Consider the following 21559-nt stretch of genomic DNA (forward strand, 5'->3'; position numbering starts at 1 on the left):
CTGGTGCGATAGGACGACGGCGCGAACGGAAGTCCGGTGCAAGCCCGGCACGGTCGCGCCACTGTGTGCTGTACGACCCCCGCACCGCGGGAAGTTGTGCAGTGAGTCAGACCCGGCGCCGTCGTCGCGTGCTCCAACGAACGGGACGCGTGTTCCCGAGGAGGTACCGCCGTGGCTCACACCTCAGCCGCTCCTGCCCCCCTGTCCTCGCCGGCCGTGACGAAGCTGCCGATCCGGGCGATCCTGCCCTGGGCGGCGTTCTTCGGCCTGCTGATGCTGGTCCTGCTGTACTTCGTCGGCGCCGAGCAGGGCGCCACCTCCCTCCTCTCCGGCGCGGGCGTCCACGAGTGGGTGCACGATGGCCGGCACCTGCTCGGATTCCCCTGCCACTGACGACGGGCGGGACAGCCGCATGAATTCCGCCACCGTCCGTACGCTGCTGGTCCGCGGCATGCTGGCCGGCCTGGCCGCGGGTCTGCTGGCCTTCGGGCTGGCCTACCTGATCGGCGAGCCGGGAGTGAACGCGGGCATCGCGTACGAGGACGCCCACACCCACGAGCACGAGATGGAACTCGTCAGCCGTGCGGTGCAGTCCACCGGCGGCCTGGCCACCGCGGTGCTGGTCTTCGGCACCGCGGTGGGCGGGATCGCCGCGTTGGTGTTCTGCTGCGCCCTGGGGCGCATCGGCCGGTTCGGCGCACGGGCGACCGCCGCCCTGATCGCCGCAAGCGCCTTCGTCGCCGTCTACCTGGTGCCGTTCTTGAAGTACCCGGCCAATCCACCGGGGTCCAACGAGCCCGACACCATCGGCAAGCGCACCGCGCTGTACTTCGGGATGATCGCGCTGACCGTGCTGGTCGGCGTCGGCGCGGTGATCGTCGGCCGCCGCCTGGCCGGACGGTTCGGCAACTGGAACGCCACCCTCGGCGCGGCGGCGGGTTTCCTCGCGGTCATCGCCCTGGCCATGGCGTTCCTTCCCGCGGTCAACGAGACGCCCGAGGACTTCCCGGCCACCGTGCTGTGGCAGTTCCGTCTCGCCTCACTCGGCATTCAGGCACTGCTGTGGACCGCCTTCGGCGTGATCTTCGGCATCCTCGCCGAGCGGGCCCTACGACCGCACACCCCGCAGGCGGACCGGGCGACGGAACTGCCCACACCCGCCTGACCGACCGCACCTGAGGGGCCCGTGCCGGGGGCGCGACCGGCACGGGCCCCTCGTGCACGCCACGGACGGGCGACCGGTGAGCGTCGCGCGGGGCCGGGTGCCGGCCGTTCGGCATGCCTACGACAGCGGCTGCGTGATCACGCCGAAGAAATTCCCGACGGCGCGCTGAACTCCCGGGAACGACTCGGCGCCGTACGGGACGTTCATCAGGATCGGGTTGTTGTTGCCGTCGCGGCACGCCATCGCGGTGGAGCCCCCGCCGTCGAGATTGAGCGCCTTGGCGGCCCCGGCGATGATCAGCCATTGCGCGATGTCGTAGAAGGCGCCTCCGTTGGGCCACGCGGCGTTCTCGCACCCGTCGAGCGTCACGAGGTACAGGTACTGCCCGTCGGCGCTCACACCGACCGCGGTGCGCCCGGCCACCCTCTCGGAGGGAGACGCCGAGGGCGTCGCCATGTTGACCCCGTTGTCGACCAGTAGCAGCGGCTGCCCCGGCTGGTACAGCTGAGGTGGCCAGCCCGCGCCCGGGTTCGGGCTGCCCGCGATCGCCGTGTACGTACCCGACGGCCAATGCGGATCGGCCTCCGTGACGAGTTGGAAGGTCACCTCGTTCCCCTGCGAGATCAGCATCGCCATCGCGCCGGCGTAGTTCTGGTTCGGCACGTCGGCAGTCTGCTGCGGAGTGGGTTGCGGCGCCGGGACCCTGGGATCGCACACGACATTTCCGTGCGAGATGGCGAGTCCCATCAGCGAGAAATTGCCACCGGCGACGTCCGTGTCGTACCAGGAGAAGTTCGCGTTGATCGCGACCATCACGGTCGGGTTCGCACTCAAGAACCCGGTCACCGTGTCTCCGAGCGTCTGGTACTTCCCACCCGCCGGCGTGGTGCAGAAGGAGACGTTCGCATTCTGCAGGTCGATGCGCACCACATTGACGTTCTGCTTTCGCGCGACCGGCAGAGCGGTGTCGAAGGCGAGATCGGCCGTGCCCACCGCGCGGCAGATCCCCTGGTACCACGGCTGCCAGTCGGTGAAGAGGTACGGCGTGGCGGTCGACGTCTCCGTCGAGAGATCTGCACTGGTGACGGCCTGGTCCATGGCGACTCTCCGCGGTGTCTTCGTCGAGTTTGCACAGCAATATTCCTGAGCGGCATGATGCCGCCCTTTTCGCGCGCCGCATTGTTGCCACGCCACGGCGGAAAACACCGGCCGCTAGCCCGCGCAGGTCAATGCCGCTGACGGCAATTCATGCACGCGAAGAGACACGGCGGATATCTTTTCCCGGCCTCCCGTCCACTTTTTCCGAGATCGGGAATGAAGAGCCTGGCTGCTGACCGGGGGGACGGGGCCGCCGAACGTTCCGGGCCATCGCACCCACCGGGGAAGGATGGCGTGGGCATGATGAGTGCGCTTCCCTTTCGCACCGTAGGACGAGGGTCGCGCAACGGGGGGCGGCGCATCGATCCGCGGCCCCGGACGGTTCGGGCCGGGGCCGCGTGGACGGGAGGAGCGTGCGCATGGAGCTGGAGCTTCGGCACCTGAGGGTGCTGTGTGCGATCGCCGACGCCGGGAGCGTGGGCCGGGCCGCGTCGGAGCTGGGGTACTCGCAGCCGGCCATGAGCACCCAACTCCAGCGCATCGAGCAGTACTTCGGCCATCCGCTGTTCGAGCGGAACTCCTCGGGCGTGGAGCTGACGCGGTACGGCACGGAAGTCCTGGCCCAGGCCCGTGACGTCCTGGCCCGCGCGGCCGCGATCGGGCGCCGGCCGACCGCGGACGGCGTGGGAACGCCCCGCCCGCTGCGGCTGGCCGCGACCAACACACCGGCCCTCGCCGGCATGCTCATCCGGCTCCGCAGCCGACTGCCCGACCTGGCCCTCACGGTGAGCAGTGTGTATCCGTCCTCGGAGATCGTCGAACTCCTGGAGCAGGACGAGCTGGACGCCGCGATCGCCGCGGACTACCCCGGACTCGAACTGCGGCACTCGACGGCCGTGGCACACCGCGGGATCGTCACCGAGCCGTCCTTCGTCGCGCTGCCGGCCGGGCATCGGCTGCGGCACTTCCGGGAGGTGGCGCTCGCCGACCTCGCCGACGACGCGTGGTTCCTGACCCCGGACGACGGGGCGGGCTGGCCCGGGGTGTTCTACGCGGCCTGCCGCGCGGCCGGATTCACCCCGGCGACGGTCCACGAATTCCTGGGCGACCAGCAGCAGTTGCAGAACATGATTGCCGAAGGCATCGGGGTTTCCGTCGTGCAAGCGACGCTCCGGCCGCTCCCCGGTGTCCTCGTCAAACCGCTGGTCGGCACACCCCTGTGGTGCCGTTACGTGCTGGCCTGGCGGCGCGGGGGCCTCGCCGACGAGGTGGGGGACGCGCTTCTCGCCTCCGCCGCCGCGGCATACCGCGCTCTCATCGCGCAGTCACCGCACTTCCGCACGTGGGCCGCGCGGACCTGGAGTGTGGCCAGGCGCTGACCGGCCCGTTCCCCCGTGCCCGTCGCCGCCCCAACGTTCGGATTCGCCGCCTCCACCCGGATGTTATGGCGCATGCGTCTCAAGTGCTATGTCACACCTTATTGTTGCCCGTCGCGTGCGCTGAGAAGGTGCCACACACGCCTCAGCTCAACCTCGAGGCGCATCTGCCCACAAAGGAGCACGGATGCGCTACCGCTTCCCCCTGCCCAGACCCCTGGCTGGCGGCCTGACCGCCTTCCTCGCCACGGCCGGCCTGCTGGCCGCGCCCGCACAGGCGGCCCCACCCGCGCCGACCGCCGTCCGGCCCGTCACCGCGCCCCGACCCGCCCCCCACGCCGTCCCACCGACGGGTCCCGCGACGGACGCGAACGAACGGCCCGCACTGCGGGGCCGACCGCTCGGCACCGCCCACCCCCGCCCGCTCGGCGCGAAGAATCCCCCCATTTCTTCGACCGCGGCGGCACGGCACAAGGGCGGAAAGCACGGCCCCGCGGCCTCCTGCAGCCCGTCCGATTTCGGCAGCCGGACCGGATCCGAACTGGTCACGTTCGTCAAAGCCGCGACGACGGACTGCGTCAACACCCTGTTCAGCGTCACCGGAAAGGACGCGCACGACATCTTCCGCGAGGACCAGATGGTCACCCTCGCCCACGCCTTCCGGAGCGGGGCGACGACGTACCCCGGTGACAACTCGGACCACGTGTGGCAGCTCGTGCTGTTCCTGCGCGCCGGCTACTACGTGCAGTCCAACCATCCGGACGACGTCGGGACATACGGCCCGACCCTGGCGGCGGCCACCCGGAGCAGCCTGGACGCCTTCTTCGCCAACGCCCGCTCCAGGAACGTCACTTCGGACAACGGTGACGTCCTGGGCGAGGTCATCATCCTCACGGACAGCGCCGACGAACAGGCCCGCTATCTGAACACCTACAAGCAGGTGCTCGGCGGGTACGACAGCTCCTACGACGACATCCCCAGCATGCTGGCGGCCGTCAACGACGTCTACACGCCTCTCTGGCGCGGGAACTGGAACCCCGACTACGTCAGCGCGGTCACCGCCGATCCCAGCATCATCGACACCCTCAATTCCTTCGCGCTCGACCACCTGGATCTGCTCGGCACCGGCAATTCCTACCTCGACTCCAACGCGGGAATGAACGTCGCGCGCTACGTCGAGCACCCGGCCCTCCAGGACCGGGTCCGGCCGCTCATGAAGGGCCTGCTGGACGCCTCGAAGATCACCGGCCCGACCGCGCCCCTGTGGGTCACCGTCGCTTCCCAGGCCGACGCCTACGACAAGGCCAACTGCTCGTACTACGGCGCGTGCGACCTGCCCGGCCGGCTGACCGAGGCGGCCCTGCCTGTCACCCGCGCCTGCGATGCGACGCACACCGTACGGGCGCAGTCACTGACCCCCGAGGAGCTCGATGCGACCTGCGCCGGCGTCCTGGGCCAGGGCCCGTACTTCCACGACTTGGTGAAGGACGACGGCCCGATACCCGGCCAGTACGAATCCACCGTCCAGCTCGTCGTCTTCGGCAGTCGCAACGACTACCGGACCTACGCCGGGGCCATCTTCGGCGTCGACACCGACAACGGCGGCATCACCCTGGTCGGGGACCCCACCGAACCGGACAACCAGCCCCTGTCCATCATGTACCAGAAGGACTCCGACGACGGCTTCCCGGCCCGGATCTGGAACCTCAACCACGAGTACACCCACTACCTCGACGCGCGTGACGACATGAAGGGCGACTTCGGCCGGCAGACATCGGTCCCGGACATCTGGTGGATCGAGGGCCTCGCCGAATACGTCTCGTACAGCTACCGGCACGTCACCGACACCGAGGCGGTCACCGAGGCCGGCAAGCACACGTACGCGCTGAGCACGTTGTTCCAGAGCACCTACGCCAACAGCGACGTCACCCGCACCTACCCCTGGGGCTACCTCGCGGCCCGCTACATGATCGAGAAGCACCCCTCGGACGTCGCCACCGTGCTCGGGCACTTCCGGACGGGCGACTACGCCGGTGGCTACGCCGTCTACCACACCGATATCGGCACGCGTTACGACGCCGACTTCGACGCCTGGCTCACCACCTGCGCGGCGGGCGCCTGCGCCGCGGCGCCGGGTCCGACGACCACGCCTCCGGCACACCGGCCGCTGCCCCACCCGACAGCCTGACGCATGCCCCACACGGCCCGGCGGTGCCACCGCCGGGCCGTCCCGCACGAAACGGCGGGCGCACCCGGCGCGCCCGGCATTCGACTGTCGGGGTGGTCGTCGCCGAACGGGCCGTGCCGCGGTCCCCGGGGCGGCGGCCGGGCCAGCACGATGGGCAGCGCTGTGCCGCCGTGACCCGCACGGTGGCAGGACTCCCGGGAGTGCTCCTTGTCCGCCCAGTCACCCTCCACCGATATCCCGCCGGCGCGCTACGACGACCTGCGGGCCCTCGTGTTCAACTGCACCCTCAAACGGTCGCCGGAGCGCAGCAACACCCAAGGGCTCATCGACCGCAGCGTGGGCATCATGACGGCGCAGGGTGTCCACGTCGACGTCGTACGGGCCGTCGACCATGACATCGCCACCGGCGTATGGCCGGACATGACCGAACACGGCTGGCAGACCGACGCCTGGCCGGGGCTGTACGAACAGGTCATGGCGGCCGACATCCTCGTGCTGGCCGGCCCCATCTGGCTGGGCGACAACAGCTCGGTCACCAAGCGGGTGATCGAACGTCTCTACGCGTGCTCCAGCCTCCTCAACGAGGCGGGCCAGTACGCCTACTACGGGCGGGTCGGGGGCTGTCTCATCACCGGCAACGAGGACGGCGTCAAGCACTGCGCCATGAACGTCCTCTACAGCCTCCAGCACCTCGGCTACACCATCCCCCCGCAGGCCGACGCCGGTTGGATCGGCGAGGCAGGGCCCGGTCCCTCCTACCTCGACCCCGGCTCGGGCGGCCCGGACAACGACTTCACCAACCGCAACACCGCCTTCATGACCTGGAACCTGCTGCACATGGCCAGAACGCTCAAGGACGTCGGCGGCATCCCCGCCTACGGCAACCAGCGCACCGCATGGGACGCCGGCTGCCGGCACGACTACGAAAACCCCGAGCACCGCTGACTTCGGGAGCGCCGTACTGCCTCGTGGCTTCAAATCCGTCAGCCATGTGGCGTGACCGGAGCATGGGGAGGATCGTTGCTGATCACAACTGAATACCAACGTCCGGATGTACGCTGCGCGATGGCATCATTCCAGCCAGTCGCGGGCAGTGTGGCCCGGCCCCCTCTTGTGGATCAGACGACACTCCGGAGAACCGATGAACGCTCCCCCTGTCACTCAGTCGCGCGCAGAAGGTCCGGCGTTCGACGAGACGGAAGTGCCGCGTTACTACGCGCGCAAGACCCAGGACATACTTCACAAGTACGGTCCGGGGCCCCGGGTCCACTTCCACGTGGGCCTGTTCGATCCGGCGGTCAAGCTCAACACGACCGTCTCCCAACGGGTCCTCAAGAACCGGATCGTCGGCGCCCAGGAGGCGATCCTCGACCACGCCGCGCGCACCTGGGCCGACGGCCAGTCCTTTCCCGCGCACCTGCTCGACATCGGGTGCGGACTGGGCGGCGGCAGCCTCTACTGGGCGCAGGAACATGGCGCGAATGTCACGGGTCTCACCGTGGCGAATGACCACATACCCGTCATCAGGGAGCTCGCCCGGCAGGCAGGTGTTTCCGGCCGCGTCACCCCTCGCGTCGGCGACGTCCACGACATGACCCACGAGCGCCGCTACGACGCCGCGTACGCCATCGAAAGCTCCGGCTACATGGACCGCAAGCGGCTGTTCCACGTGGTGGCGAGGGCGCTGCGGCCCGGGGGCTGGTTCGGCATCCAGGAGCACTTCATCTGCCGCCCGGAATGGACGGATTGGATCGACGACTACTACAAAACGCGGCTCGGCACCCTCACCGAGTACATCCACGCCGCTGAGTCCGCCGGCTTCGAGCTGGAACAGGACGAGGACGTCACGGACGGGGTCAGCGAGTTCTGGCTGCAGTCCATGGCCTGGAACACGGCTGAACTGACGCGTCTGGAACAGGGCGGCGAACAGGCGTCGTGGTCTCGGGAACGGCTCCAGCAGAGCGCCGTCGCGCACGGCAAGATGTTCCGCATCTGGCGCGACCACGCCGTGGAAACCCGCCTGCTCCACTTCCGGCTCGGAGGCAACTGACCGTGATCACCGAACACGGCCACGCTTCACGGATCGGCTGGCAACTACCGGCGTTCTTCTGCCCCTTCGCCCCCTCCCGCCACCCCAAGGCGGCGGAGATCGAGCAGCGCGCCCTCGAATGGATCGACGCGTTCGGGATCTACCCCGACGCCACCGAGCGCGCCTGGGGGCTGGCCACACACAGTGCCGACTTCTCCTGCAGGATCATCCCCGACGGCGATGTCGACCACGTACTGACCTTCACGCTGTGGAATTACTGGGCGAACGCCGTCGACGACTGGCAGGACTCCGGAGCGGCGGCCACCGATACCGCGGCGATCACCGACCACGGCGCCCGGCTGGCCCGGGCCCTGGAGATGCCCGGCTGCGCCCTCCTGCCCCCGGGCCCCCTCACCTCGGCGCTGGATGATCTGGTGCAGCGGACACACGCCCTGCTGACCCCATTTCAGCTGCGCAGATTCGCGGAGGGAGCACGGGACTGGCTGATCGGGGCGGGCTGGCGCACGGCTCAGGCCGAGCGGGGCCGCATGCCCGGCCTCAGCGATTACGCCGGTCTCGGCGTTCTGGCGAACGGCACCCGTTTCAGCCTCACTTGGGCGGATGCCGCGAACGGGATCGACCTGCCGCCGAACACCCTCTACGCGGCCCCGGTCCAGGCCGTGACCGACGCGGCGGGGTGGATCGTCGCCGCCGACAACGACCTCTTCTCCTACAACAAGGACGACGATCAAGAGCCCTGGGAGCAGAACCTGGTCAACGTGTTGGCGCACGAGCGAGGATGCGCCCCCGGAGAGGCGGTCACCGAGGCAGTCGCCCTGCGGGACCGGGTGATGACCCTCTTCCTCCGTCTGCGCGCACAGCTCGCTCGGGGTGCGGACGAGGAGCTTCGGCGCTACCTCGACTCCCTCCAGGACTACATCGCCGGCAGCATCGCCTGGCAGAACCTCGCGCCCCGCTACGCGAGCCCCCGCAACCGCAACGCCCGGCCGGTGGAGGGGGCGACGTTCGACGTGGTCTGGAGCAACTCCCCGAGTGATCCGAGCACGGAGCCGCCCGCCGTTCCGTCCCTGAACTGGTGGTGGCAGCAACTGGAGCAGTGACCGGCCGGCGCTCGCCATGGCAAAGGGCCCGCAGCAAGGTGCTGCGGGCCCGCACAGCAGGGCTAGCGGCGGCCGATCAGACGGTTCAGCCACGACCACCGCGACTGCGGCCGGCCCGTCGCTGCCTGCACGGCCTCCTTCAACGGAGCGAGCGGCGGCAGCGGTTCGGGATCGGTCCGCGGGGCGGTGGCGGTGACGGACCGGGGCGCGAACCGCACCGGCAGCCGTACGAGGTGCTGGGACATCAGCGTGCCCCGTCGCTCCAGCTCGAAGTCGTGCACGGTCAGCTCGATGTCGGGCAGGCGCGCCAACAGGGCCTCGATCCCGGTGTCGGCGATGGCCCGGCCGATGTCCTGGCCCGGGCATTCGTGGGGGCCCGCGCTGAATGCCAGGTGGGAACGGTTTCCGTGGACCGGCGCGGTCAGGTCCGGCCGGACCGCGGGATCGACGTTGCCCGCGGCCAGGGACAACAGGAGCATGTCACCACGCTTGATCTCCTGACCGCCCAGCACGGTGTCCGCCGTGGCCCAGCGGCCCAGGACGGTGTTGATGGGGGTCTGGTCCCACAGCACCTGCTCCAGAGCCTCCGGCAGCGTCATACGGCCGCCCGAGAGATTCGCGCGGAAGCGCGGGTCGGTGAGGACCATCCGCAGGGTGTTCGCGATCAGGTTCGCGGTGGTTGCGTACGCCGCGACCAGGACCACTCGCACATGCGCCAGGACCTCGACATCCGTCAGCTCCGCGGGGTGGTCGAGCAGCCAGGACGTGAGGTCGTACCCGCGACTGGCCTTCTTGCTCTCCACCAGCTGGTACAGCATCTTCGTGACGTACTCATCGCTTTCGAGGGCGGTCTCCGAGCCCTCCAGCATGTCCGGCACGGCCCGGACGAGCCGGGGGCCGTGTTCCTCCGGAGCACCGATCAGCTGCGTCATCACCAGCATCGGCAGCTGACTGGAGAACTCCGACACGAGGTCGGCCTCACCGTTGGCGGCGAAGGCATCGATGAGCTGGTGGGCGAAGCGGGTGACGTACCGGCGCATCCCGCGCCGGTCGAAGCGCTGCAGGGACTCCAGCACCGCTCCCCTCAGCCGCTCGAAGGCCGGGCCGTCGTTGAAATTGATCACCGGCCACCAGGTCACCATCGGCGCGAGCGCGTACTTCTCGGGGACCACCGTCCCGTCCTGCACGGCACCCCACTCGCGGGGATCGCGGGAGAACCGGCTGGGGGTCCGGGCCACCTCCAGATTCTCCCGGTGGCCCAGGACGAGCCAGGCCGGCTGGTCGTCATGCACCAGTACGGGCGCCACCGCGCCGTGTTCGGCGCGCAGCTCCTCGTACAGGGCCATGGGGTCGTGCTCCGCGGCCGGACCGTAGAGGCGCCGCGGTCCGGCTTGGCCCAGGCCGTGGGCCGGGCACCCGGGCGGTGGGAGAGGGGAGGGCGTACTCATCGGGGAAGGCGTACTCATGAGGACTCCGTTGCTACGAGGGAGTGCAGGTAGTGCATGAGGGAAACAAGGACGTCCCGGCTGGATTCGCGGTGCCGCGCGTCGCACGTCATAAGGGGGACGTCGGAAGGCAGGTCGAGCGCACCGCGGAGCTCCTGAAGCGTGTGATCCGGAGCGCCCGCAAAGGAGTTCACCGCGACGACGAAGGGCACACCGCTCTCTTCCAGACGGCCCATGACGTCGAAGCTGTCCTCCAGTCGCCGGGTGTCCACCAGCACCACCGCGCCGAGAGCGCCTTCGAACAGACCATTCCACAGGAACCAGAACCGCTGCTGACCGGGGGTGCCGAAGAGGTAGAGGACGAGTTCGTCGCTGATGCTGATCCGGCCGAAGTCCATCGCGACGGTGGTGGCCGTCTTGTGTTCCACGCCCGCGCGGTCGTCGATGCCGGCGCCGGCCTGGGTCATGGTCTCTTCGGTGGTCAGCGGCCGGATCTCGCTCACCGACCCGACCATGGTCGTCTTGCCGACCCCGAATCCGCCCACGATCACGACCTTGACCGCCGCGGACGCCGTGTGGGGGAGCCGCTCCTCGTTGGGGGGCTCCGCGAGCTCAGAGCTTTTGAAGGCCATGGATCACCTTTTCGATGAGGGCAAGGTCGGGCAGATCCGCTGGCGGTACCGGCGGGCGCGTGAGCACCTGTTGCTCGTCCAGCAGGTCGCTGATCAGGACGCTGACGACACTCACCGGCAGTCCTGTGTGGGCGGATATCTCGGCGACCGAGAGCGGAGCCTGGCACAGGCTCAGAATCGACGCGTGCTCCGGCTGCATGCCGGCCGTGGGAACGGTCCTGGCCACGATCAGCGTGACCAGGTCGAGCTCGTTGGCCGCGGAGGAACGGCCACTGGTGATGACGTAGAGGCGCTCCGGCCTTTCCTCCGTGCCGTCCTGGGGGGAGTCGCTCACCTGGCCTGCCCGTCGCTGCGGGGCGGGCTGGTGATGTGCGCTCCCAGACGGGCGATGAGGTCCCGCATGCGCTGGCCCATGAGCCCGGCGTCCACGCCGTCGTCAGCGAGCACCGCGAGATAGGCCCTGGGGCCGGCGGCCATCAGGTAGAAGAAACCGCCGTCCATCTCGATGACCACCAACCGCATTTTGCCCGCCTGGTGCGGGAGTTCGCTGCCGACCGCACTGGCGAGACTCTGCAAGCCGGAGCAGGAAGCGGCCAGCCGCTCGGCCGACTCGGTGGTCCCGCCGTGGTGTCCCATACGCAGTCCGTCCGAGGACAGTACGAGGACCGTGCGGGTCTGCGGCACGCTCTCCGCGAGGTCCTTGAGCATCCAGTCCAAGCTGGCCGCCTGCTGACTCACTGTTCTCCTCTCGGCGCGGCGGCGTCGTCGCCACCACTGCTGCCCTCCGCCGACAGTCCGGTCTTGAAGGCGGTCAGCCACTCCCCCGGTGCCCGCTGCGCTCCCTCCGCCGGCCGGGCGTGGCCCGCGGGTGCCTGCGCCTCCGCCACCCGTTCTCTGCGTCGCCGCTGAGGAAGTCCGTTCGCCGTCCGCTCGACCACCTGCGGCGTCTCGTCGCTCCGCCGGGGCGCCGGGGGCTTGGCCGTCTGCCGGGACACCACCTGGCCCGGCTGGCTCGCCGCCCGCGGACCGGAGAACGTCCCGATACCGTGCGCCACGCCCGACGCCTCAGCCGCGCTGGTGATCAACTGCTGAGGAACCACGAGCACCACCCGCACGCCCCCGTAGGCGGACGTACGCAGCGAGACCTGCAGACCGAACGCCTGAGTCAGGCGCCCCACCACCGCCAGGCCGAGTCGCGGGGTCTCTCCCAAGTCGCCCAGGTCGATGCCCTGCTGCGCCTGTTCAAGGCGCCGCTCGGCCAGGTGCCGGGCCTGCTCACTCATGCCGACACCCCCGTCCTCGATCTCCACCACGACCCCGGACTGCACCTCCGCGGCCGTCAGATGGACCTTCGTGTGGGGCGGCGAATAGCGCGTCGCGTTGTCCAGCAGCTCCGCCAGGGCGTGGATGAGCGGCTCGACGGCCGGCCCGACGACGGCGCACTCCGTGCTGGTGCTCAGTTCCACCCGCTCGTAGCCCACGATCCGCGACATCGCACCCCGCAGCACGCTGTACAGCGGCACCGGCCGGTTCCACTGGCGGCCGGGCCGGGCACCGCCGAGGACGGCGATGGAGTCGGCAAGCCGGCCGGTGAGCGCGGTGTTGTGGTCGATCCGCAGGAGGTCGCCGAAGACGGCGGGGTCCTTGCCGTGCCGGTCCTCCATCTCGCGCAGCTCCCGCGCCTGCTGATGGACGATGGCCTGCATGCGTCTGGCCAGGTTCACCAGGGCGCGCTGTGCCGAGTCCCGCAGCCCCTCCTCCGCGGCCACCGCATCCATGACGGTGCGCAGCACCGCCCAGTGGGCCTGCTGGAACTCGGGAGGAAGGCCGCTGTAGGCGCCCGACCAACGCGCCGTCAACCAGTTGAGGACCTCCTCCGGGGCCTCCTCCAGGCGCAGGCGCGTCAGCATCTCCGGCACCACACTGTCGGCCAGCCGCGCGGTCGCCTCCTGCTGCTGCGCCAGCGCGGCCGACTGCCTCCGGCCGTCCGCCTGCAGTTGGGTGACCTGCCGGTTCCGGCGCACGGCCGTGCCGGCGGCGCCGGCCACCGCGCCCACAGCCGTCACGCCGATCCAGACAGCCGCGGCGAACACGGAAGGTTCGACCAAGCCGGCCACCGCCACGGCAGCAACCACCGGTATGAGCCACGCATACACCGCCACGGTCGGCAATCCGGACGGCGACTTCTCCTGGACCATGAGCACCCTCAACCTGTGGGAATAGACGATCGTCCGAAGACCTGCGGGAGCGTATAGGCATATGCGCAGGGAAGTTGGCGCCGCGTCAGCTCGACCACCGGGACGGGCGTAGCTTTCTCATATCGGTGGCGAATACTCCCCCGAAGGGCGATACTGGCGCGCCGAGCCGGGGGAACGAGCTACGGAGCTGCACACCCGGGCCTTCGGCAATCGAGGGGACGTCGATGCACCAGCCGGCCCGTCAGCATGCCGCGCGGCTCACCACGTACGGCGCCGTGGCCACGCGGCTGTCCCTGCTGAGCGACCGTCGGCTCGGCGAGGTGGTGGCCGCCGCGGCGCCCCTGGGTTCCGGCGTCGGCGGCAGGTCGGCAGAGCTGGACGTCGACGGCACGCGGGTATTCGTCAAGCGGGTCCCGCTGACGGACATCGAGTTGCGGCCGGAGCACGTGCGGTCGACGGCGAACCTCTTCGGGCTGCCGATGTTCTACCAGTACGGGGTGGGCTCAGCCGGATTCGGGGCCTGGCGGGAGCTGGCTGCGCACGTCATGACCACGCACTGGGTCCTCGGGAACGAGTACGAGGGCTTCCCGCTGATGTACCACTGGCGGGTCCTGCCCGACTCCCCTCCCGAAGGCTTCGCCGACCAGTTCGGCGGCATCGACGGGACGGTGGTCCACTGGGAGGGCTCGGCTGCCGTGCGCGAGCGCCTGGAGGCCATCGGCCGGTCCTCGTCCAGCCTGGTGCTCTTCCTGGAACACGTCCCGCGGACCCTCGGCGACTGGCTGCACGACCACCGGACCCTCGCGTCCGAGGGCGGGAAGGACTCGCCGTACCGGTGGGTGGAGGAGGCCCTGACGCGCGGGGCCGACTTCATGAGCTCGCACGGACTCGTGCACTTCGACGCCCACTTCGCGAATGTCCTGACCGACGGCCGACGGCTGTACTTCGCCGATTTCGGACTCGCCCTGAGCTCCGACTTCGAACTCTCGCCGACCGAGGCGCAGTTCCTCTCGACCCACCTCGGCTACGACCGCTGCCACACCATGCGCCATCTGCTCCACCACCATCTGCCCGAGGGGCTGTTCGGGGGCCTGGACCACGAGGCGTTCCTGCGCGAATGGATCGCCGGCCACCGGCCCGACGACATCCCGACCGAGATCGCCGCGATCATCGACCGGCACGCCCGAACCACCCTGCTCATGGGTGAATTCGCCCGCCGCCTGCTCACCGAGAGCAAGCAGACACCGTTCCCGGCCGCCGAGCTCGAGCGCGCCTCCTCCAGAAGCTGCCCGTTGGTGTTGGGGCCGGTGCGCAGGAAGGCGAAGTCGACGTCGTCGTCGGGAGTGGCGGCACGGTAGCGGGCGTCGATCCAGACCTATTCCTTCTCGCTCCGGTGCGGTAGCCCGGCGGGCGGGCGGGCGGGTTCTTTATCGCCACACACGTGGAGGATGCAACCCACTTCGCCGTCAGAAATGGCGCGGGAGGCGTGATAAAGGTGTCGATCTCCGCCAACGCGATGACCCGTCTCCGCGAGGCCGGTGCGGTCAGCCGCACCATTCCCGGCGGTCCGAAATCCCCTACCTTCGAAGGGGAATAGTTTCACATCCCGACCTCGACCTTCGACCTTTTCAATCAACTCAGATCCGATGGAGACATCGTTGTTTCACCCTGAAGACATCGCCTCCGTCGGACTCCATGAATACGTACGGAGGAACCAGCACCGGTACTTCCGTAGCGGGGTCTACAACGCCGTGGAAGCAGCGACGTTGATCGCCGCGGAGGCAGTGCTGTGCGGCGCGTCCGACGTCCGTATCACGAATAGCGACGGCTGGCTCAGCGTCTCTGCGGACCTCGATTGGCTCGCCGAGTTCGGAGAAGCCGTTTTCAGTCAGATGGTGCCGTTTCCGCCGGGAGGCCCCAACGGCATCACAGCTGAAATCTTTCCGGTGATCTTCGCCCGCACAGTTGTGACGGCGACATCCGGGGACGCAACAGTGGTCAAGGGTGACTCGTACGGCCCGCTCATCGGTGAACGCGCCGACTGGGCTCGCTCGGTGGCTTTCGAAGTAGCCCCCGAGTAACGTCCCGCTGAAGCCCCGTCAGAGCATCACGACGGGGCTTCAGCGCCTGCGGCGACTCGACACTACCGGCGAGATGGTTTCTGCACCGCCGGCGTCGGCCGGGACCTCATCAGCGGCTGGATGCGCTTCCCGAAATTCTCGATTCCTTCGAGGAAGTCGTCGAAGACCAGCATGATCCCCTTGGTACCGGACACCTCGGCGATCTCGTCCAGCATCCTGGCGACGGTCTCGAACGAGCCGACGAGCGTACCCATGTTGAAGTTCACGGCGCCCTCGGGCAGCGAAATGGTCCGGGCGGTGGCCGACTCGTCGTCCGTCGAGTCGGCGGCCGTCTCCCCCGCCATGTACGCCAGCGCCGCGAGGTCGGCGTTGTCGTGATAGTCCCGCCACTTCGCGCGGGCCGCCTCATCGGTCTCGTCCGCGATAACCATGAACAGTGACATCACGCCGACGTCGCGGCCGGTAGCCCGCGCCTCACGCATGAGCGCGGCGGTGGTGTCCGAGAGTTCGAGGGGGGTGTTGACGCCGCTGCCCAGGACGAAGTTGTAGTCGGCGTGCTCGGCGGCGAACCGCATGCCGAGGCTGCTCTGTCCGGCTGCGACGATGTCGATGTGGCCGTTCGCCGGCCGTGGCGACAGTACGCAGTCGGTCATCTCATAGAACTCGCCCTTGAAGTCGCTGACGCCCTCGCTCCACAGCTCCTTCAGCACGGTGACGTATTCACCGGCCCGGTCGTAGCGGTTGCTGAAATGCTCGTCCCCGGGCCACATGCCCATCTGCGCGTACTCGCCGGGCGCCCAGCCGGTGACAATATTGACCCCGAACCGCCCGGGGGCGATGGAGTCGACGGTGGCCGCCATCCGCGCGACGATCGCCGGCGGCAGGGCGAGAATGGGCGTCGAGGCGTACAGCTTGATCCGCTCGGTCACGGCCGCCAGGCCGGCCATCAGCGTGAACGACTCAAGACAGTGATCCCAGAACTCCGTGTCACCACCGAAGCCCTTGAGCTTGATCATCGACAGGGCGAAGTCGAGGCCGTGCTCCTCGGCCTTCTGCACCACCGCCTTGTTGAGTTCGAAGGTCGGCATGTACTGCGGAGAGCTCTTCGATATGAGCCAGCCGTTGTTGCCGATGGGGATGAAAACACCGATGTCCATACTGCTCCTCCACGGGTTCGGGGAATCGCGCAGGCCATTCCTCCCGCGCTCGGAAAGGCGCTCGTTCCTGCGGCACCACGTCATGCGGAGGCCCGTCAACTACGCATACGGCTAGGGCGCGTTGTGCCCGTCAGCGTTATCCGATCGGGCAGGAAGCCCCTTCGTCAATGTCGCGCCGTGCGCCGATGATCATCATAGGGGCGGATCTGACTGGTGATCAGCAGGGGGTGACTCGCAGCCGCCGGGCTCGTCGACGGCTTCCGGGTCACCACCCACTGGTCCCGTGCGGGGCAGCTCGCCCGGCAGCACCCGGAACTGCAGGTGGACCGCGACCCGATCTTCATCAGGGACGGGCGGGTGTGGACCTCGGCCGGAGTGACCGCCGGAATGGACCTCGCGCTCGCGCTGGTGGAGGACGACCTGGGCCGGGACATCACTCATGCCGTGCCCGGTCGGCCCGGCGGTGCCGACGCTTCGTATGCTCGCGGTGCGGGGAACCGGAAGCTGACCACCTTCGGAGGCGAACGAGCATGTCGGAACAGCGTGTTGTCCTGGTGACGGGCGGGGGAACGGGCATCGGGGCCGCCACCGCCCGGCTGCTGCGCACCGCCGGGCACCAAGTCGTGATCTCCGGGCGGCGGCCCGAGCCACTGCGTCGGGTGGCCGAGGAGACCGGAGCGCTGGCCCACCCTTCCGACGCCGCCGACCCCGAGGCCGTGCGCGAGCTCGTCGAGACGACGGTGACGGCCTACGGGAGACTCGACGGTGTGGTGCTCAACGCCGGCATCGGGCGGGGCGGCGCGGTCGGCGACACCGAGGTCGAGGACTGGGAAGCGCTGATACGCACCAACCTCACCGGCCCGTTCCTGCTGCTGCGTGCCGCGCTGCCGCATCTGCTGGCAGCCCGCGGCGCGGTCGTCGCGGTCGCCTCGGTCGGCGCGCTCCGCAACAGCCCCGGCAACGCCGCCTATGCGACGTCCAAGGCGGGTTTGCTCCACCTCTGCCGCTCCCTCGCCGTCGACTACGGGCCGCAGGGGCTGCGGTCCAACGCGGTGTGCCCGGGCTGGGTGCGTACGGAGATGGCCGACCAGCGGATGGCGCGATTCGCGGCGGAGGCGGGGCTGGCGGGCGGTGTCGAGGCGGCGTACGAGGAGGCGAACCGGTTGACTCCCGCCGGACGGCCGGGTGATCCGCAGGAGGTCGCCGAGGCGATCGACTGGCTGCTGTCGCCCGCCGCGTCCTACGTCAACGGGGCCGTCCTCACCGTCGACGGCGGGGGGACCACGCTCGGCGTCGGCGGTGCCGCCTTCGACTACCGGATCGAGGCGCGCACCCCGCACCTGTAACGGACTCCCGGACAGGTCCGTTCCACAGGCCCCGGGGCGGAGCCAGGAAACGTGGCGGAGCCAGGAAATCTGGCGGGGCCGGGGAACCTGGCGGGGCCAGGGCTACAGAAGGAAGCCTGGCTTGGTCGGCTGGTCATCAGCGCATGCAAAGGCGGGGCGAAGCGTCCTAGCCTCCGGGCCGAGACACCCTGCCGGCGGTGGCGACCAGGGTACGCAGCACGGTCGCGCCGAAGAGCACCACCGAGGAGACCGGTCGGCCCACCCATCGCGTCAGGTCGCCTTGCAGGTCGGGATCCACCTCGACGGTCACCCGGAGGTACCTGCTCTGCAACGTGGTGACCTTGGTGGCCCTGGGTCCGGAGACGTCATCCTGCTCGCGTCGCAATGCGGCGCGGTAGCTTTCCCTGCGCTGGCTCATGCCTCTTCCTGACGCTTGATCAGTTCTTCCGCGAAGTCCATGTACGCCGAACCCTTGGCCTGGACCGAGTTCCCGAAAGATTGGGCGTAGAGGTCGAGCCGCGCGATCTGGGTGCCCAGAACCACGAAACCCCGCTCGGTCAGTGCCTCGCGAGCGTCGGCATCGGGCCCGGTGCGCGTGGCATCAGGACGGTTGGTGCGATTGAGCAGGACCGCCGTGCGGGCAGGCTCGGCACGCAGGGACTGCACGTCCGCCATCTCGCCGCGAATGGGTGCCATCCGGTCCAGTTCGATGGGGGCGGGGGTCACGGGCACGATCCACTCACCGGCGTACCTCATGATGCTGCGGGCAATGCGGGGATGGTCCTCCAGCTGGGGCGCATCGAGCACGACGGCCTGCCGATTGCCGAGGAAGTCGTTCACGCGGCGATGGACGTCCCCCACCGGCAGGGCGACCACCGGAAACGGAAAGCCACCGGCCAGCTCGCTCCAGCGCAGCGCGGAAGCGGCTGGGTCACCGTCGACCAGCAGGGGCGACAGTCCCAACTCATGAAGCGCATGGGCCAACCACACCGCACTCGTCGTCTTTCCGACGCCGGGCTTGAGGTTCACAAACGCACAGCTCAACGGCACGAGAGCTGACACTAACGGGCGCGATCGTCCAGCTTCGGTCGGCACGAGGGCATGGCTTCGTGGTTCACCCGCACGCCGGGGAGAAAGGGCGGGCACCCGGTCTGCGCGGGTACGACTGCCGGCCGGCGTTCGTACGTCGCATGCGTCGGCGTGGCGTCGTACGTCCCTGAGAGCGCAGGCCCTGCCCCCGTCGTGCGCCTCGCTGAGGAATCCGATGCGTCGTCGCCCAGCGCGAGCGGCGGCAGGATGGTTGTGCGGGGAGCGGAGCCGGGCGCTGCCCGGTGGCGACCGCTCCGCTTTCCCGCGCTCCCGCGCGCCGGGCAAGACGGCAGCCACGTACGCACAGGCCCAAAGGTTTCTTCTGAGCGGAGCTCGAACTTCGGTCCTGGCGCTTGCCTATTAAGTGGCGCGAATCTATCGATCCATTTCGATCACGGGTCGCACGGTACTTCATACAATCCGATTTGTTGTTCTTCGGTTGCGTGGGCCCGACGGGCTGCAACTAGCTTCGGTGGTGCGCCGCCCCTCCTGTTCCGGGTTTCCGATGAACCCGGACGCAGCTGTTCATGAGCCGGATGGCCGGCTCGTGGCCTGGCTGGGGAGGGCGGCGGAATCCGCACCGAAGGAGACGGCAATGAAGAAGGCTTACGAAGCGCCGACGCTCGTCCGACTGGGTTCGTTCCGGAAGAAGACCGGGCTCCTGAACAGCTCCGGAAACGACCGGCTGATCCTGAGCAAGAACTGACGGTCGACGGCTCGCTGATCCGAAGCCATGACTGAAACGCACCCAGGTGCGGGCACGGGCTCCGGCGACGCGCACTTCGCGGTCTTTCCCGACCGTGCGGACGCGGCCGCCGTGGCCCGCTGCTTCGCCCGTCCGGAATCACGCACCCTGACGTATGCCTCCGGCCGTCCCTGGCTGGTGGGCCACTGGCACGACGAGGACATCGTGACCGCTCGCGTCGGCACGGACGCCCTCGCCCTCGTCGGCTGCTGTCCGGTCGACGCCTCCGAACTGGAGCGCCGGATCGACCGGTTGAGGGATCTCTCCGAACTCGACGCCTGGGCACGCGGCCTGCCCGGCAGCTTCCATCTTGTGGCCGCATGTGACGGGCGGATCCGGGTGCAGGGCACCGCGTCCGGTCTGCGGCTGGTGTTCCACGCGCTCGTCAACGGTGTGCGGGTGGCGGCCACCAGCGCCGATGTGCTCGCCGACGCGCTCGGAGCCGAACCGGACGAGGAACAAGTGGCGGTCAGGCTGCTGTGGCCGGTTCCCCACCCCTTGCTCGAAGCACCGCTGTGGCGGGAGGTCACCTCCGTGCCCCCGCAGGACGCGCTGATCGTCTCGGCGGACGGCCGGTCCGTACGGCACTCGCGCTGGTGGACGCCGCCGGAGCCGACCCGGTCGCTCGCCGACGGAGCCCCGCGCGTCCGGGCCGCGCTCACCGAGGCCGTCGATGCCCGTACGCGGCAGGGCGGCGTGGTCAGTTGCGATCTCTCCGGCGGCCTGGACTCCACGTCCATCACGTTTCTGGCCGCTCGCTCGCCCGCCAAGGTGGTGGCCAGTACCTGGCCGGGGCGCGATCCCGCGGACACCGACCTGTACTGGGCCACGCAGGCCGCCGGGTGCCTCCCGCAGGTCGAGCACGTGGTGTGGAACGCCGACGATTCACCCCTGGTCTACAACGATCTCCTCGGCATCGACGACCTGCTGGACGAGCCGACCATCGGCGTCATGGACCGCTCACGGGTCCTGCATCACCTGCCGGGCCTGGCCCAGCGAGGCAGCCGGCTGCATCTGACCGGTATCGGGGGTGACCACGTGGCGTGGTGCTCCGAGGCGTATTACCACCGCCTGCTGCGCAGGCGCCCGTTGTTCGCCGTGCGGCAGCTTCGTGGGTTCCGGGCACTGTGGCAATGGCCGCTCGGTGGCATGGCCCGGGCGCTGGCCGACTCCCGGCCGTACGGGACCTGGCTGGCGGACGCCCGCCACGGCCTGCGCGGTCCGCTGCCCACGTCCGTCAGCAGCGGTCTGGGCTGGGGCATGGCACCGCGGCTGTTCGACTGGGTCACCCCCGAGGCCGAACGGCTGGCCGGGCAGGCGCTTCGTGCGGCGGCCGCGACCGCCGTACCGCTGCATCCGGACCGGGGCCTGCACACCGACCTGGAGCAGATCCGCTCCTGTACACGCATCATCCGGCAGTGGGACCGGATGGCGGCCAGGGCCGGGGTGCCGATGGCGTCGCCGTTCTTCGACGACCGGGTGATCGAGGCGTGCCTGGCGGTCCGCCCGAGCGAGCGCGTGACGCCCTGGCGGTACAAGCCCCTTCTCACCACGGCCATGCGCGGCATCGTGCCGGAGTCGTGTCTGGGGCGTACCAACAAGGCCGCGGCGTCCATGGACGCGTCCAACGGGCTGCGCGAGCACCGCGGTGACCTGCTGGCGCTCTGGGAGGACTCACGGCTGGAACGGCTCGGCCTGGTGGACGGCGCGGCCCTGCGCCGGCTGGCCCAGCGCCCCGCCACCCCCGAGCTGCGCGACGCGATCCTCTACTCGACCATCGCCGGCGAAGTGTGGCTGCGCAGCCTCGCCCGCGTCACGCCGGACAGTGCCCGCACCGCCCGCTAGGCACTTCGCTGCACGCCCCGACATGACCCGACACGAAAGGTACG

At 69.4% G+C, this 21559-nt stretch carries 21 protein-coding genes and 1 pseudogene; 13 read left to right on the plus strand and 9 right to left on the minus strand.

From position 1 onward, the window contains the following. Nucleotides 1-171 precede the first annotated feature (171 nt). The gene (locus SL103_RS22440; RefSeq protein WP_069570748.1) at nucleotides 172-393 is read left to right on the plus strand and encodes a CbtB domain-containing protein; all 222 of its coding nucleotides are present in this window, start codon (nucleotides 172-174) and stop codon (nucleotides 391-393) included. Between the two features lie 19 nt (nucleotides 394-412). Further along, on the plus strand, nucleotides 413-1165 hold the full coding sequence (locus SL103_RS22445) for a CbtA family protein (protein ID WP_069570749.1): 753 nt from the start codon (nucleotides 413-415) through the stop codon (nucleotides 1163-1165). Nucleotides 1166-1282: 117 nt separating this feature from the next. Here the strand turns inward: SL103_RS22445 and SL103_RS22450 are convergent, their stop codons facing one another. Continuing rightward, complete coding sequence (locus tag SL103_RS22450; protein WP_069570750.1) at nucleotides 1283-2263, minus strand: phosphodiester glycosidase family protein; 981 nt, start codon at nucleotides 2261-2263, stop codon at nucleotides 1283-1285. Between the two features lie 419 nt (nucleotides 2264-2682). On the opposite strand from SL103_RS22450, the gene SL103_RS22455 reads away from it, so the two are divergent. From SL103_RS22455 to SL103_RS22475, 5 genes are all read left to right on the plus strand, one after another. Next, nucleotides 2683-3642, plus strand: a complete 960-nt coding sequence (locus SL103_RS22455; protein ID WP_069570751.1) for a LysR family transcriptional regulator — start codon at nucleotides 2683-2685, stop codon at nucleotides 3640-3642. Between the two features lie 184 nt (nucleotides 3643-3826). Then, on the plus strand, nucleotides 3827-5827 hold the full coding sequence (locus SL103_RS22460) for a collagenase (RefSeq protein WP_069570752.1): 2001 nt from the start codon (nucleotides 3827-3829) through the stop codon (nucleotides 5825-5827). Nucleotides 5828-6034: 207 nt separating this feature from the next. Next, on the plus strand, nucleotides 6035-6772 hold the full coding sequence (locus tag SL103_RS22465; RefSeq protein WP_069570753.1) for a flavodoxin family protein: 738 nt from the start codon (nucleotides 6035-6037) through the stop codon (nucleotides 6770-6772). Between the two features lie 196 nt (nucleotides 6773-6968). After that, entirely contained in the window at nucleotides 6969-7877 is a 909-nt protein-coding gene (locus SL103_RS22470; protein WP_069570754.1) for an SAM-dependent methyltransferase, read from the plus strand. Between the two features lie 2 nt (nucleotides 7878-7879). Continuing rightward, complete coding sequence (locus SL103_RS22475; protein ID WP_069570755.1) at nucleotides 7880-8977, plus strand: terpene synthase family protein; 1098 nt, start codon at nucleotides 7880-7882, stop codon at nucleotides 8975-8977. Nucleotides 8978-9039: 62 nt separating this feature from the next. Here SL103_RS22475 and SL103_RS22480 read toward each other — a convergent pair whose 3' ends face one another. The 5 genes from SL103_RS22480 to SL103_RS22500 are packed head-to-tail and all read right to left on the minus strand — an operon-like array spanning nucleotide 9040 to nucleotide 13252. Continuing rightward, nucleotides 9040-10443: a cytochrome P450 gene (locus SL103_RS22480; protein WP_069570756.1), complete on the minus strand. Its 1404-nt coding sequence runs from the start codon at nucleotides 10441-10443 to the stop codon at nucleotides 9040-9042. Further along, the gene (locus tag SL103_RS22485) at nucleotides 10440-11054 is read right to left on the minus strand and encodes a GTP-binding protein (RefSeq protein ID WP_069570757.1); all 615 of its coding nucleotides are present in this window, start codon (nucleotides 11052-11054) and stop codon (nucleotides 10440-10442) included. The genes SL103_RS22480 and SL103_RS22485 overlap by 4 nt, the downstream gene beginning before the upstream one ends. Continuing rightward, nucleotides 11035-11388, minus strand: a complete 354-nt coding sequence (locus SL103_RS22490; RefSeq protein ID WP_069570758.1) for a DUF742 domain-containing protein — start codon at nucleotides 11386-11388, stop codon at nucleotides 11035-11037. Before SL103_RS22490 ends, SL103_RS22485 begins: the two co-directional genes overlap by 20 nt. Continuing rightward, on the minus strand, nucleotides 11385-11771 hold the full coding sequence (locus SL103_RS22495) for a roadblock/LC7 domain-containing protein (protein WP_397736700.1): 387 nt from the start codon (nucleotides 11769-11771) through the stop codon (nucleotides 11385-11387). Before SL103_RS22495 ends, SL103_RS22490 begins: the two co-directional genes overlap by 4 nt. 17 nt (nucleotides 11772-11788) lie before the next feature. Continuing rightward, a complete protein-coding gene (locus SL103_RS22500) occupies nucleotides 11789-13252 on the minus strand; it encodes a sensor histidine kinase (RefSeq protein WP_069570760.1) in 1464 nt (487 codons plus the stop codon). Nucleotides 13253-13476: 224 nt separating this feature from the next. Here SL103_RS22500 and SL103_RS22505 point away from each other — a divergent pair, with 224 nt between their 5' ends. Further along, nucleotides 13477-14610 (plus strand): protein kinase family protein, encoded by a 1134-nt coding sequence (locus SL103_RS22505; protein ID WP_244304009.1) that lies wholly within the window; start codon nucleotides 13477-13479, stop codon nucleotides 14608-14610. A gap of 288 nt (nucleotides 14611-14898) precedes the next feature. Further along, complete coding sequence (locus tag SL103_RS22510; RefSeq protein WP_164492882.1) at nucleotides 14899-15333, plus strand: hypothetical protein; 435 nt, start codon at nucleotides 14899-14901, stop codon at nucleotides 15331-15333. Between the two features lie 62 nt (nucleotides 15334-15395). Here SL103_RS22510 and rutA read toward each other — a convergent pair whose 3' ends face one another. Then, on the minus strand, nucleotides 15396-16490 hold the full coding sequence (gene rutA, locus SL103_RS22515; protein ID WP_069570762.1) for a pyrimidine utilization protein A: 1095 nt from the start codon (nucleotides 16488-16490) through the stop codon (nucleotides 15396-15398). A 231-nt stretch (nucleotides 16491-16721) separates the two neighbouring features. Here rutA and SL103_RS36400 point away from each other — a divergent pair. After that, nucleotides 16722-16937 (plus strand): annotated as a pseudogene (locus tag SL103_RS36400) (DJ-1/PfpI family protein); the annotation flags it as partial. Between the two features lie 83 nt (nucleotides 16938-17020). After that, entirely contained in the window at nucleotides 17021-17836 is an 816-nt protein-coding gene (locus SL103_RS22520) for an SDR family NAD(P)-dependent oxidoreductase (protein WP_069570763.1), read from the plus strand. Between the two features lie 166 nt (nucleotides 17837-18002). On the opposite strand, the gene SL103_RS22525 is transcribed toward SL103_RS22520, so the two are convergent. Both SL103_RS22525 and SL103_RS22530 read right to left on the minus strand, forming a co-directional pair. Next, nucleotides 18003-18254 (minus strand): hypothetical protein, encoded by a 252-nt coding sequence (locus SL103_RS22525; RefSeq protein WP_069570764.1) that lies wholly within the window; start codon nucleotides 18252-18254, stop codon nucleotides 18003-18005. Beyond that, entirely contained in the window at nucleotides 18251-18865 is a 615-nt protein-coding gene (locus SL103_RS22530; RefSeq protein WP_079145915.1) for a ParA family protein, read from the minus strand. Before SL103_RS22530 ends, SL103_RS22525 begins: the two co-directional genes overlap by 4 nt. A 655-nt stretch (nucleotides 18866-19520) precedes the next feature. On the opposite strand from SL103_RS22530, the gene SL103_RS37365 reads away from it, so the two are divergent. After that, a complete protein-coding gene (locus tag SL103_RS37365) occupies nucleotides 19521-19631 on the plus strand; it encodes a keywimysin-related RiPP (RefSeq protein ID WP_104531164.1) in 111 nt (36 codons plus the stop codon). 27 nt (nucleotides 19632-19658) lie between these two features. Further along, complete coding sequence (locus SL103_RS22535) at nucleotides 19659-21515, plus strand: lasso peptide isopeptide bond-forming cyclase (protein ID WP_069570765.1); 1857 nt, start codon at nucleotides 19659-19661, stop codon at nucleotides 21513-21515. The last annotated feature ends 44 nt before the right edge of the window (nucleotides 21516-21559 follow it).

Source organism: Streptomyces lydicus, from assembly GCF_001729485.1.
GTDB lineage: Bacteria > Actinomycetota > Actinomycetes > Streptomycetales > Streptomycetaceae > Streptomyces > Streptomyces lydicus_D.